Origin of the sequence: Pseudomonas guariconensis, from assembly GCF_900102675.1 — a bacterium.
Lineage (GTDB): Bacteria > Pseudomonadota > Gammaproteobacteria > Pseudomonadales > Pseudomonadaceae > Aquipseudomonas > Aquipseudomonas guariconensis.
Map to the genome: position 1 here is coordinate 138,009 of NZ_FMYX01000012.1, position 12,918 is coordinate 150,926.

Consider the following 12,918-nt stretch of genomic DNA (forward strand, 5'->3'; position numbering starts at 1 on the left):
TGCCGCAAGATCCGATGCTAAAGCGACTGGCGCGGTGGCGGGCGAACACGCTCGCACGCGCCCGGCTCACTTCGAATCCTGGGATGACGCCAGACGATGGCGCGGGTTTACCCGCGAATGCGATGCGAAACTCACCGATGCATTCGCGGCAAACCCGAGGTCAGGCAATTACTGTTCGGCGATGGTCCGAACGATAGCGTCCACCGTGGCGTCGATCTGCGCCTGGGTCCGCTCGAGGGTCTGCTGATGTTCCTTTTGCAACTCGACCTGCTTGGAACACAGATTCAGGGCTGCCAGCACCAGCAGCTTGTCACCGATCAGGGTGGGGTATTGACGCTTGGTTTCGGCCAAGGCGGTGTTGAGCATCCGCACGGCTTGCGCCAGGGTCTCTTCCTGGCCTTGGGGCGCCTTGATCGAATAGTCGTTGCCCAGAATGGACACGACATTGATCGGCTGCGCTTGCAGTCTCATGCGTTGACGACACCTGCGCTGGCGCGCTCTACCAGCGCCTGGATACGGGCCGCGGTGGCGCCGTGCTTCTCTTCCTGCTCCATCAGCGACAGCTGCAGGGTTTCATTCTCTTCCTTGGCCTGGGCCAGTTCCTGGCCGAGGGCGGTGTTCTGCTCGGTGAGTTGAGCGTTTTTCTGCATCAGGTCGTTGACCAGTTGCTCGAGTTGATTCAGGGAAGCTTCCAACATGGGGGTCTATCTCGGGTTGTTGCAAAGGGCGCACACGATAAAGAAAAGCGCGCGTCCTCGCCATTAAATATCGGGACACAAAGGCTTTAGCCTGGGCAGATTGACAGGCCTGGGCCGGGCTTGTTCCGACCTGGGTCAACCACCTGTCCGGAAACTCGATAGCAGGCTCACAATTTCATTCAAGCGCGGCCCGTTTCTACCGATAACCCGAGCAGGTCACATTCTGTCGCAGGGAACGCGCATTTTATTCCTTGCCCGGATTACAACCCATGTCCCTACGCAATATGAACATTGCCCCGCGTGCGCTGTTGGGCTTTGCCCTGATCGGCGCGCTGATGCTTGGCCTTGGCACCTTCTCCCTCATCCAGATGGGCAACATCCGCCAGGCTGGCCTGGCCATCGAAGCGGTGAGCGTGCCCAGCATCAAGACGCTCGATGAACTGGCCCTGCTCAACCTGCGCATGCGCACCCTCGCCTACCGCCTGGTGCTCAACCGCGACCCACAGTTCCAGCAAGACACCCAACGCCAGATGGACGAGCGCAACGCGCAGATCGACAAGATACGCGACACCTACCGCACACTGGTGGAAGGCCCCCAGGAGCAAGCCGCCTTCGATCGCTACAACCAACTGCTTGGCCAGTACCGCCAGCTAGAAGCGCGCATGCGCAGCTTCAGCCAGGCCGATCGCGTGGAAGAGCTGCAAAATCTGATCAACCGCGAGCTGTTCGAAAATGCCGAGCAGATCAACCAAGCCATGGCGGACCTGGTGCGCATCAACACCGACCAGACCCGAGCCACCAATGCCAGAGCCGCCAGCCAATATGACACCGCCTTCACCCTGGTCATCGGCCTGCTGGTGGCCGCTACCGTGCTGACCCTGCTGTGCGCCTTCCTGTTGACCCGCAGCATCGTCAAGCCGATCGATGAAGCGCTCAAGGCCGCCGAACAGGTCGCCGACGGTGATTTGACCCAAGTGATCCGCGCCGAGGGCAACGACGAAGCCGCCCGCCTGCTGCGCGCCATGGCGCGGATGCAGGACAAGCTGCGCGACACCCTGCAACTGATCGCAGGCTCGGCTACCCAGCTGGCCTCGGCCGCCGAGGAGCTCAACTGCGTCACCGACGAAAGCGCTCGAGGCCTGCAGCAGCAGAACAACGAGATCGAACAAGCCGCCACCGCAGTCACCGAAATGACCAGCGCGGTGGAAGAAGTGGCGCGCAATGCCGTGAGCACCTCCGAAGCCTCCAGCGAGGCCAGCCGTTCGGCGGGCGATGGACGCGATCTGGTGCTGGAGACGGTGGGCGCCATCGAGCGCATGAGCAGTGATGTGCAAGCCACCGCGACACTGGTCACCCGTCTGGCATCCCAGTCCCGGGATATCGGCAAGGTCCTGGATGTGATTCGTGGCCTGGCCGATCAGACCAACCTGCTGGCACTCAATGCCGCGATCGAAGCCGCCCGTGCCGGCGAGGCTGGCCGGGGCTTTGCCGTGGTGGCTGACGAGGTACGGGCCCTGGCCCACCGCACCCAGCAGTCGACCAGCGAGATCGAACGGATGATCGCCAGCATCCAGGGCGGGACCGAAGAAGCGGTCACGTCGATGCGCACCAGCACCGAACGTGCCGAATCGACCCTTAACATCGCCCGTGGTGCCGGCTTGGCACTGGACAGCATCGCCAGCGCGGTGGCGCAGATCAACGAGCGCAACCTGGTGATCGCCAGCGCCGCCGAAGAGCAGGCCCAGGTGGCTCGGGAGGTGGACCGCAACCTGGTGAACATCAATGATCTGTCGGTGCAGAGCGCGACCGGGGCACATCAGACCAGCGTGGCCAGCGCCGACCTTTCCCGTCTGGCGGTGGACCTCAACGGCCTGGTGGCGCGTTTTCGCACTTGATGAATACATTCGCGGCGGTTCGACGCCTCGATAAACCCGCTCCCACAGGTTCTGCATCGACCTGCTGGAGCGGGTTCACCCGCAAAATGTAGGAATGGGCTGGATCAGTAGTCGATCCGCACATCCCCTTGCGGGACACTGCAGCACGACAAGATGTAGCCTTCGGCTTCGTCTTCCTCGGTGATGCCGCCGTTGTGGTCCATGACCACTTCGCCGCCGAGCTTGAGTACCTTGCAGGTACCGCAGATGCCCATGCCGCAGGCCTTGGGGATCATCAGCCCGACCTTCGCCGCAGCCGCATGCACCGTCTCGCCCGGGGCGATACGGATGCTCTTGTCGCTGCCGACGAACTCCACCAGGTTGAGGTCGGCCGCGTCGAGTTCCTCGGCCGCCTCGGCCGCCTGCTCGGCATGTTCCACAGCATCGGCCTTGGCCTCCGCCGGGGTCGCGCCAAACGACTCTTCGTGGTAGTTGCGCATGTCGAAGCCCACCGCCTCGAGCATGCGCTTGACCGCGTTCATGTAAGGCGTCGGGCCGCAGCAGAAGACCACCCGCTCCATGTAGTCAGGCGCGATCAGCTCCATCAGGCGCTGATTCAGGTAGCCACGGTAGCCCGACCAGGGCTCGCCCAGGCCGTGCTTCTCGCAAATGATGTGCAGACTGAAATTAGGGATCCGCGAGGCCATCTGGTCCAGTTCGCGGTGGTAGATGATGTCCTTCGGCGAACGGGCGCTGTGGACGAAGACCATGTCGACATTGCCATTGGTGTCGTAGAACCAACGGGCCATGGACATCACGGGGGTGATACCGACACCGCCGGAGAGGTACAGCACCTTCGGCGCCGGGAAGTCGATGGCGTTGAACAGCCCCACCGGTCCGTGCACCGCCAGCTCGAAGCCCTCGTGCATGTTGTCGTGCAGCCAGTTGGACACCTGCCCGCCGGGTACCCGCTTGACGGTGATCGAGAAGCTGTAGGGCACCGATGGCGAGCTGGAAATGGTGTACGAGCGCATCACCTGTTTGCCATCGATCTCAAGTTCCAGGGTGACGAACTGCCCAGGCTTGAAGAAGAACATGATCGGCTGGTCGGCCATGAAACAGAAGGTGCGCACGTCCCAGGTCTCCTGGATGACCTTGACGCAGCGCACCACATGGCGGCCGTTGGCCCAGGTCTGGGTCGTGACCGGATTGAGGAAGGTATCGGACATGTTCTTCTCCAGCGGCCGACTACCGGCCTTCATGGCTCCGATAATGCGCAAGCCGGCGACGAAGTACATTCCTATCAGCGACATCGGCGTGCTTATCGCGACCAGCCCCGCGCTACAAGGGCTGGCGCGTCGGAATCGGATTCGGCCATGTCGCCCGTGGATATGGTTCCTGTCGGCGGCGAACGCACACTCCACGGCAAATGAAACAGCTGTTTTTAGCAAGCAGCCTTGCGGCAAACCACAACAACGATTAGCCACTTTCGCCGGCCGCATACGGCCCTGAGGACCAAACGATGGACGTCACCGCAACCCTGAGCCTGGGCGATCCACTGGAAGCTGCACGCAAGGCCACCGCCGAGATGCTGCAGACCCGCGAGCGCACCTACTCGCTGCCCCAGCCTTTCTACACCGACGAGCGTCTGTTCCAGATCGACATGCAGGAGATCTTCCACAAGGAGTGGTTGATCGCCGGCATGACGTGCGAGATTCCGACCAAGGGCAACTTCCTGACCCTGCAGATCGGCAAGAACCCGATCATCGTTATCCGTGGCGCCGAAGGCCAAGTGCATGCGTTCCACAACGTCTGCCGTCACCGCGGTTCGCGCCTGTGCACCAGCGACAAGGGCAAGGTGGCCAAGCTGGTCTGCCCATACCACCAGTGGACCTATGAAATCGACGGTCGCCTGCTGTTCGCCGGCACCGAGATGGGCGCCGACTTCGACATGAAGCAGTACGGCCTCAAGCCAGTGCACGTGAAGACCGCCGGTGGCTATATCTTCATCAGCCTGGCCGAGAACCCGCCAGCGATCGACGAGTTCCTGGCAACGCTCGATCACTACATGGAACCGTACGACATGGAGAACACCAAGGTGGCGGTGCAGACCACCTTGATGGAAAAAGCCAACTGGAAGCTGGTGTTGGAGAACAACCGTGAGTGCTATCACTGCAACGGTTCGCACCCTGAGCTGCTCAAGACACTGCTGGAGTGGGACGATACCAACGACCCACGCGCCGACCAGGCGTTCAAGGATCACGTCGCCGCCTCCGCTGCAGCCTGGGAAGCCGAGAAGATCCCGTACCTGCACAAGAGCCATGGCCTGCGTAACCGCATCGTGCGCATGCCGCTGCTCAAGGGCACCGTGTCCATGACCATGGACGGCAAGCAGGCGTGCAAGAAACTGATGGGCCGCATCAAGAACCCGGACCTGGGCTCGATGCGTATCCTGCACCTGCCGCACTCCTGGAACCACTGCATGGGCGACCACATGATCGTGTTCACCGTGTGGCCCATCAGCGCCCAGGAAACCATGGTCACCACCAAGTGGCTGGTGCACAAGGATGCCGTCGAAGGTGTCGACTACGACCCGGAAAACATGCGCAAGGTCTGGGACGCCACCAACGACCAGGACCGCCGTTTGGCTGAAGAGAACCAGCGCGGCATCAATTCCACCGCCTACCAGCCCGGCCCGTACTCCAAGACCTACGAGTTCGGCGTGGTCAACTTCATCGATTGGTACTCCCAGCGCGTGCTGAACAACCTGGGGGCGGAGCCAGCGCCGTACCTGAAGGAAGTCAAAGCGCAGTAAGGCATCGACGCGAAACGAAAAGAGCAGCCAGGTGGCTGCTCTTTTTTTTGCTCGAATCGGGCCAACAGCACAGTCCGGTCATGAAGAGCGATGATCAATTCTTGATCAACCTTCCCCCAGCCAAGGCCTCCCAAGGCCTGCAGCCACCGACCAACATTTTATCCACAGCCTGGCGCACAGTATTTGTGGAAACGTGGGCCGAGCAGTAGCCGGACGCTTTGATCATTATTTGACCATTCCTCTACAAGCCTTTGATTACAAGGGCTCTAGCGTTCGCCGAACACGTTGTCCACAGAGCGGCCAACAGACTTTGTGGGCAATATGCAGGCGTGCGGCCAATGCCTGTGGATAGACCTCCAGAGCGCCCGACACAAACGTGCTGCACAGCCGTTTCGCAGCCATTGATCAATTATTGACCAAACCTCTGCAGCCCAGGCAGATCAAGGGATTGCGCCGCTACCAAACAGATTATCCACAGAGACGCCAACAGCGATTGTGGGCAACCTGGGCCGCTTGGAATGAAAAGACCGTGTGGCGTTGATCGGCTGGGGTGGTCAAATAACAACCAGCTCTCTGCAGGCTTGATATGACGGGGCCTGTAGAGAGGCGCGAACACTTTATCAACAGGTTGGCAAACAGATTCGGTGTGTAAAAACCTAAGGGTCGCTGACCAAGTCTGCGAAGGGCTGCGAAACACCATGAAAAAAGCCCACGCTGCAGGCCATGCAACGTGGGCTTTGGCTCTTGAACGGGCAACCGCTAGCGCAGCACCCCTTCTTCCACCAGCAACTTCAGGATCGCCTCGGCGCCTTCTTGTGGAGAAACATCCTTGAGCACCTTGCCGCCCCCACCGCTGGCCTTGGCCGTAGCGGCTTTCATGCGGTCGGCGCCACTCTTGGCCTTGATCACCTTCAGCCGCTTGGGCCGTGGACGGGCCGGCTGCAGCTCGGCATCGGCCAGCAGTTCATCCTCGACCACCGCCACGTTGCGCGCCGCCAACACGCCCCGGCGCGCGGGACCAAAGGCGCTCTGGCGTGGCTTGGGCGCCGCGTTATCCACAGTCGCCAAGAGCGGCAGGCGCACCTTCAGCCGACGCCGCTGCCCACGTGGCAAGGCCTGTAGGACTTGCGCGGTGCCGTTGTCGATGGACTCGACCTCAGCCAGGCCCACCACCAGTGGCCAGCCCAGGCGCTCGGCCAGCAAGAACGGCAACATGCCCGAGCCTTCGCCGGTTTCCGCCTGGCTGCCGGTCAGCACAAGTTGTGCCCCGGCGTCGCGCAGGTAATCGCCCAGCACGCCGAGCACATCGGCACCTGCCGGCTGCTCCAGCACATCCAGATGATCCAGGCCCATGCCCAGGTATGCGCGCAGCGCTTCCTCGCGAGGATCGCCGGCATGCACCACCTGCAAGTTATCCCCAGCCAGCTGCAAACCCAGCTCGACGGCACGTGAGTCCTGCTCGGCACGACGGGTGCGGCCGGAGCTGGGGTGAGCGCCGATGGAGACCAGGCTGATGACTTTCGTACTCATGCTCGTGCCCTTATGCCGCGTCGCGCTGACCGGCGCTGCGGTAGTTGTCCACAGCCTCGATCAACGCCTGGAGAATCGCCGAACTGTCGCCAATCACCGACAGGTCCGCCCGTTTGATCATGTCGCAGCCTGGGTCCATGTTCACCGCCACCACCTTGTCGCAGGCACCGATGCCCTGCAGGTGCTGGATCGCCCCGGAGATACCCACAGCCACATAGACACGTGCCGTGACCCAGGTACCGGTGGCACCCACCTGGCGGTTGCGGGGCATGAAACCATCGTCCACCGCCACCCGCGAAGCGCCTTCGGTAGCACCGAGGGCGGCGGTCGCCTTGTGGAACAGATCCCAATCCTTGACGCCGTTGCCGCCGGAGACGATGAACTCCGATTCGGCCATGGCGATGGCCGCAGGATCCACCGCCACCGGGCCCAGGTCTTCGATACGCGACAGGCTGCGCGCCACGCTTGTGGACAACTCCACCGGCAGCGCTTCGTGACGGGTTTCGCTGACCGGGTCGGAGCATTCGGCCGCCGCCAGGATCAGGCGCGGCAGACCGCGCTGCAGGTCCTGCTGGCCCGCCCCGGCTCGGCCGATGCACTGGCCGTCCTTGACTTGCCATACCCGCGTCGCCGGGCGTTCGCCCAACGCGGCGGCCAGGCGCCGGCCGAGCTCGCCACCACCGGTGCGGCTGTCTGGCAGCAGCCAGTGGCGCGGGGTGAACTGGTTATCCACAGCGCGCAGACCCTGCACCAACTGCTCCGGTGCATAACCTTCGAACGCTTCGCCTTCGATGACCAGCAACCGGTCGACGCCGGCTGTGGAAAAGTTGCTTTCCTTGTGTTCGCCGAACACGATCGCCAGGACGGCGCCGTCGCTGCCGGCCAGGCTGTGGGCCAGGCCCAGCAGGTCGCGGTCGTGGCTGCCCAGGCGACCACCGACCATGTCCGGAACCACGGCGATATAGAACGCCGGCTGCGCGACCTGATGCAGCGGCAGCTGCACCTCGGCCGCTGCAGTGCGGCGACCGCCGCCAGCGGTGCCCTGTTGGGCGCCGCTTCGGTCGATGCGCTTGAGGCCGTTGGGGCCGATGAAGCCGGCGGCGATCGCATGGGGGTTCTTGCGGATGAGGCCGTTGGGCCCCATCCAGCGGGTCTGTTGCGTCTGCATCGCCGCGTGCAGCGGATGCAGACGGTTACGGGCGATCCACTCGGCACGAGGGTCGCGGCGGATGATGTCGCTCATCAGTGCACCTCCGCAGGTTCACGTTTGGCCGCTTGGGATTTGGCGCTGGCAGGAGCGTCGTCCTCGATCAGCACGTCGGCGACGAGCTCGGCGATGTCCTTGATCTGCGGACGGGGTTCGACCACGCCTTCGAGCATCGCGGTGCACTGTGGGCAACCCACGGCCACCAGCTCTGCCTCGGTCGTGCGGATGTCGTCCATGCGCATGTCAGGGATACGCTGCTTGCCCGGGATGTCGGTGATCGGCGCACCGCCGCCACCGCCACAGCAACGGGAGCGGAAGCCGGAGCGTTCCATCTCGCGAACCTCGATGCCGAGGGCCTTGAGCACATCGCGAGGCGCCTCGTACTCGCCGTTGTAACGGCCCAGGTAGCACGGATCGTGATAGGTGACGCTGCCACCCTTGTGCTGGCCCAGGTTGAGCTTGTTGGCCGCAATGAGTTCGGCGATGTAGGTGCTGTGGTGCTGTACCTGGTACTCACCGCCCAAGGCGCCGTACTCGTTCTTCAGCACATGGAAGCTATGCGGGTCGCAGGTGACGATGCGCTGGAAGCGGTACTTGTTCAGTGTCTGGATGTTGCGCTTGGCCAGTTGCTGGAAAGTCGCCTCATCGCCCAGCCGGCGCGCCACGTCGCCGCTGTCACGCTCTTCCAGGCCGAGCACGGCGAAGTCCACACCGGAGGCCTTGAGGACTTTGACGAAGGCCCGCAGGGTGCGCTGGTTGCGCATGTCGAAGGCACCATCACCGACCCAGAACAGCACCTCGGTGCTCTTGACCTCGGACATCAGCTTGAGATTGAGGTCGGCCGCCCAGTTCATCCGACCGCCTGGGTTGAAGCCGCCAGGGTTGTCGGTGGCGATCAGGTTGTCCAGCACCTCGGCGCCCTTGTTCGGGGTCGCGCCTTTTTCCAGGGTCAGGTGACGGCGCATGTCGACGATGGCATCGACGTGCTCGATCATCATCGGGCATTCCTCGACGCAGGCGCGGCAGGTGGTGCACGACCACAGGGTCTCGGCGTCGACCAGGCCATTGACGATCGGCTGATGCGGGTGACCGCCATGCTCGCCGATCGGCTTGCCCGGATAAGGGCTGCCGGCGAACTGTGCGTCGGTGCCACCGGCAAGACCAATGACCATGTCCTGGATGAGTTTTTTCGGGTTCAGCGGCTGGCCGGCGGCGAATGCAGGGCACATCGCCTCGCACTTGCCGCACTGCACGCAGGCATCGAAGCCGAGCAGTTGGTTCCAGGTGAAGTCCACGGGTTTTTCCACGCCCAGCGGCGCGTTCGGGTCTTCCAGGTCCAGCGGCTTGAGGCCGGTGGAGCGACCACCACCGAAACGCTCGGCGCGGCGGTGCCAGGCCAGGTGCAGGGCACCGGCGAAGGCGTGCTTCATCGGGCCGCCCCAGGTCATGCCGAAGAACAGCTCCGACACGCCCCACAGCACGCCCACGCCCAGCACGGCGACCAGCAGCCAACCACCGGTACCTTCAGGCAGGATGCCGGCAACAGGCAGCGTGGCGATGAAGAAGCTCGCGGCGAACACCAGCAAGCTCTTGGGCAGGCGCATCCACGGGCCCTTGGACAGGCGCGAAGGCGGGTTCAGACGACGCTTGAAGACGAACAGGGCGCCACAGAACATCAGCACCGTGGCCGCCAGCAAGGCGTAGCCGAGGATCTTGCTCTGCAGGCCAAAGCCATGGACCAGGATCGCCAGCACGGCCGACAGCACGAAGCCGCCGGCGGTGGCCACGTGGGTCTTGGACATGTACTTGTCGCGCTCGACCACATGGTGCAGATCCACCAGATAGCGCCGCGGCATGGCCAGCAGGCCGCCGATCAGGTTGACCTTCGAAGGTCGACCACGCCGCCACATGCGCACCCGGCGCAGGGCGCCGAGCACCGCCAGGCCAAGGGCAGCGAACAGCAGGATGGGTAGAAGGGTGTTCAACATGGGAGGCTCCCACAACAGCTGGATTCTTGCACCGCCCTGGCGGCTGGATCGGCCCCTTGTGGGAGCGGGTTTACCCGCGAATGCGTCAGATCAGACAACCATGTTGCTCGTGCTGACGCTTTCGCGGGTAAACCCGCTCCCACAGGGGCCGCGCTCAGTGGCGACGACTGTTAACGATCAGAAGTCCTTGCACAGGCGCAAGGCGTCGTAGATCGCCGCGTGGACGTTACGCTGGGCCACGCAGTCGCCAATGCGATACAGCAGGTAGCCCTCGCCCGGCTGGCTGAGGATCGGCTGCGGCTTGATGGCGAACAGCGCTTCGATATCGATCTGGCCCTTGTTGCGCGAACCTTCCTTCAGTGCGTAGTACAGCTGCTCGTCGGGACGCACGCCGTTTTCCACCACCACTTGGTCGACCACGCGCTCTTCCTTGGCGCCGGTGTATTCGTTCTCCAGCACCGCCACCAGCTTGTCGCCTTCGCGGTAGACCTTTTCCAGCATCATGTCGCCGGTCATGATCACTTCTTTGGGGTAGATGCTGCGGTAGTAGGTCGGGAAGGTGGTACCGCCCATCGCGACGCCCGGCTTGATGTCATCGGTGACGATCTCCACCTGGCTGCCCTTGTCGGCGATGAAGTCGGCGACGGACATACCGGTGAATTCGCAGATGGTGTCGTACACCAACACGTTCTTGCCCGGCGCAACCTTGCCGTCGAGCACATCCCAGCTGCTGACCACCAGCCCTTCGGCAGCGCCCCAGTGTTCGTTCTGCTCCAGGAACGAGTGCCCACCCACAGCCAGCACGACCACATCCGGACGCAGGTCCATGATGGTTTCGGCATCAGCGGCGGTGCCCAGGCGCAAGTCGACCTTCAGACGCGCCAGCTCCAGCTGGTACCAGCGGGTGATACCGGCGATCTGGTCGCGCTGCGGTGCCTTGGCGGCGATGGTGATCTGCCCGCCGATCTGGTCCTTCTTCTCGAACAGGGTCACATCGTGGCCACGCTCGGCGGCCACGCGTGCGGCCTCCATACCGGCAGGACCGGCGCCGACCACCACCACCTTGCGCTTGGGCCCGGTGGTCTTTTCGATGATGTGCGGCACGCCCATGTATTCACGGGAGGTCGCGGCGTTCTGGATGCACAGTACGTCCAGGCCTTGGTACTGGCGGTCGATGCAGTAGTTGGCACCGACGCACTGCTTGATCTGGTCGATCTGGCCCATCTTGATCTTGGCGATCAGGTGCGGGTCGGCCATGTGGGCGCGGGTCATACCGACCATGTCCACGTAGCCGCCTTCCAGGATGCGGGTCGCCTGGTTCGGGTCCTTGATGTTCTGCGCATGCAGCACCGGGACCTTGACCACTTCCTTGATGCCGGCCGCCAGGTGCAGGAACGGCTCCGGCGGGTAGCTCATGTTCGGGATGACGTTGGCCAGGGTGTTGTGGGTGTCGCAACCCGAGCCGACCACGCCGATGAAATCGATCATGCCGGTGGCGTCGTAGTAGGCGGCGATCTGCTTCATGTCCTCGTGGCTCAGGCCATCGGGATGGAATTCGTCACCACAGATACGCATGCCCACGCAGAAGTCAGGGCCTACCTCGGCACGCACGGCCTTGAGCACTTCCAGGCCGAACTTCATGCGGCCTTCGAAGGTACCGCCCCATTCGTCGGTACGCTTGTTGACCCGCGGGCTCCAGAACTGGTCGATCATGTGCTGGTGCACAGCCGACAGCTCGACGCCGTCCAGTCCACCTTCCTTCGCCCGGCGTGCGGCCTGGGCGTAGTTGCCGATCACACGCCAGATCTCTTCGACCTCGATGGTCTTGCAGGTAGCGCGGTGCACGGGTTCACGAATGCCAGACGGCGACATCAGGGTCGGCCAGTTGAAGCCGTCCCAACGCGAACGACGACCCATGTGGGTAATCTGGATCATGATCTTGGCGCCATGCTTGTGCATGGCGTCGGCCAGGTTCTGGAAGTGCGGGATGATCCGGTCGGTGGACAGGTTCACCGAAGACCACCATTCCTGCGGGCTGTCGATCGCCACCACGGACGAGCCACCGCAGATGGCCAGGCCGATGCCGCCCTTGGCCTTCTCTTCGTAATACTTGACGTAACGCTCGGTGGTCATGCCGCCGTCGGTGGCGTAGACCTCGGCGTGCGCGGTGCTGAGCACGCGGTTGCGGATGGTCAGTTTGCCGATCTGGATCGGCTGGAACATTGCTTCGAATGCCATGACGCTCTCTCCGACTTACAACGGCTTGACGATGAACAGGCCGTCGTCGTGGCCTTCTTCCGAACCACCGTAGACCTGCTCGGCCACGGTCCGAATGGAGCTGCCGCGCGCGGCGAGAATCTGATCCATGGCGCCAGCGAACCAGCCGGTGAACATGTAGTCGACCTTGCGGCCGCACTTGCCATAGACGTAGACGAAAGCCGAGTGCTTGAGCTTGACGCTGCAGGTGCCTTTATCCAGGTCGATGTCCTGGATCTCGAAAAGGCCCCAACCACGCTGGGACAGGCGCTTCATGTAGTGCTCGAACACCGCGACGCCTTCCAGGCCATGGCACTCGGCCTCTTTTTCGCACCAGTGCCAGGCGGACTTGTAACCGGCCTTGTAGAGGATCTCGGCGTAGGCGTCAGCGCCCAGCACTTCCTCGATGCCGATGTGGTTGTTGACGAAGAAATGACGCGGCACATACAGCATCGGCAGGGCGTCGGTGGTCCAGACACCAGTCTCGGTATCGACTTCGATTGGCAATTGCGGGGCGATCTTGGCCATGGAAACTCAACTCCATCAAAAT

General features: G+C 62.9%; 10 protein-coding genes and 1 pseudogene. 3 read left to right on the forward strand and 8 right to left on the reverse strand.

Annotation, left to right across the window (positions count from 1 at the left end):
• Positions 1-168 precede the first annotated feature (168 nt).
• Together BLS27_RS19195 and BLS27_RS19200 are read right to left on the reverse strand one after the other, a co-directional pair.
• The gene (locus BLS27_RS19195; protein ID WP_043211094.1) at positions 169-471 is read right to left on the reverse strand and encodes a cell division protein ZapA; all 303 of its coding nucleotides are present in this window, start codon (positions 469-471) and stop codon (positions 169-171) included.
• Positions 468-698 carry a hypothetical protein gene (locus BLS27_RS19200; RefSeq protein ID WP_070090739.1) on the reverse strand — a complete coding sequence of 77 codons (231 nt, stop codon included), beginning with the start codon at positions 696-698 and terminating at the stop codon, positions 468-470. The genes BLS27_RS19195 and BLS27_RS19200 overlap by 4 nt, the downstream gene beginning before the upstream one ends.
• 284 nt (positions 699-982) lie before the next feature.
• Here BLS27_RS19200 and BLS27_RS24320 point away from each other — a divergent pair.
• Both BLS27_RS24320 and BLS27_RS24325 read left to right on the forward strand, forming a co-directional pair.
• Positions 983-1,738, forward strand: a pseudogene (locus tag BLS27_RS24320) (MCP four helix bundle domain-containing protein); the annotation flags it as partial.
• Entirely contained in the window at positions 1,730-2,593 is an 864-nt protein-coding gene (locus BLS27_RS24325) for a methyl-accepting chemotaxis protein (RefSeq protein WP_418789768.1), read from the forward strand. The pseudogene BLS27_RS24320 and the gene BLS27_RS24325, both read left to right, overlap by 9 nt.
• A 104-nt stretch (positions 2,594-2,697) precedes the next feature.
• Here the strand turns inward: BLS27_RS24325 and gbcB are convergent, their stop codons facing one another.
• Complete coding sequence (gene gbcB / locus BLS27_RS19210; protein WP_043211132.1) at positions 2,698-3,801, reverse strand: glycine-betaine demethylase subunit GbcB; 1,104 nt, start codon at positions 3,799-3,801, stop codon at positions 2,698-2,700.
• Between the two features lie 293 nt (positions 3,802-4,094).
• On the opposite strand from gbcB, the gene gbcA reads away from it, so the two are divergent.
• Positions 4,095-5,387 carry a glycine-betaine demethylase subunit GbcA gene (gbcA, locus tag BLS27_RS19220; RefSeq protein WP_043211087.1) on the forward strand — a complete coding sequence of 431 codons (1,293 nt, stop codon included), beginning with the start codon at positions 4,095-4,097 and terminating at the stop codon, positions 5,385-5,387.
• 759 nt (positions 5,388-6,146) lie between these two features.
• On the opposite strand, the gene etfB is transcribed toward gbcA, so the two are convergent.
• From etfB to BLS27_RS19245, 5 genes are all read right to left on the reverse strand, one after another.
• The gene (gene etfB / locus BLS27_RS19225) at positions 6,147-6,917 is read right to left on the reverse strand and encodes an electron transfer flavoprotein subunit beta (RefSeq protein ID WP_043211085.1); all 771 of its coding nucleotides are present in this window, start codon (positions 6,915-6,917) and stop codon (positions 6,147-6,149) included.
• A gap of 10 nt (positions 6,918-6,927) precedes the next feature.
• On the reverse strand, positions 6,928-8,160 hold the full coding sequence (gene etfA / locus BLS27_RS19230) for an electron transfer flavoprotein subunit alpha (protein WP_043211083.1): 1,233 nt from the start codon (positions 8,158-8,160) through the stop codon (positions 6,928-6,930).
• Complete coding sequence (dgcB, locus tag BLS27_RS19235) at positions 8,160-10,112, reverse strand: dimethylglycine demethylation protein DgcB (protein ID WP_090346333.1); 1,953 nt, start codon at positions 10,110-10,112, stop codon at positions 8,160-8,162. Before dgcB ends, etfA begins: the two co-directional genes overlap by 1 nt.
• A 177-nt stretch (positions 10,113-10,289) precedes the next feature.
• The gene (gene dgcA / locus BLS27_RS19240) at positions 10,290-12,350 is read right to left on the reverse strand and encodes a dimethylglycine demethylation protein DgcA (RefSeq protein WP_043211079.1); all 2,061 of its coding nucleotides are present in this window, start codon (positions 12,348-12,350) and stop codon (positions 10,290-10,292) included.
• Between the two features lie 15 nt (positions 12,351-12,365).
• Complete coding sequence (locus tag BLS27_RS19245) at positions 12,366-12,896, reverse strand: DUF5943 domain-containing protein (RefSeq protein WP_043211077.1); 531 nt, start codon at positions 12,894-12,896, stop codon at positions 12,366-12,368.
• Positions 12,897-12,918: the final 22 nt, after the last annotated feature.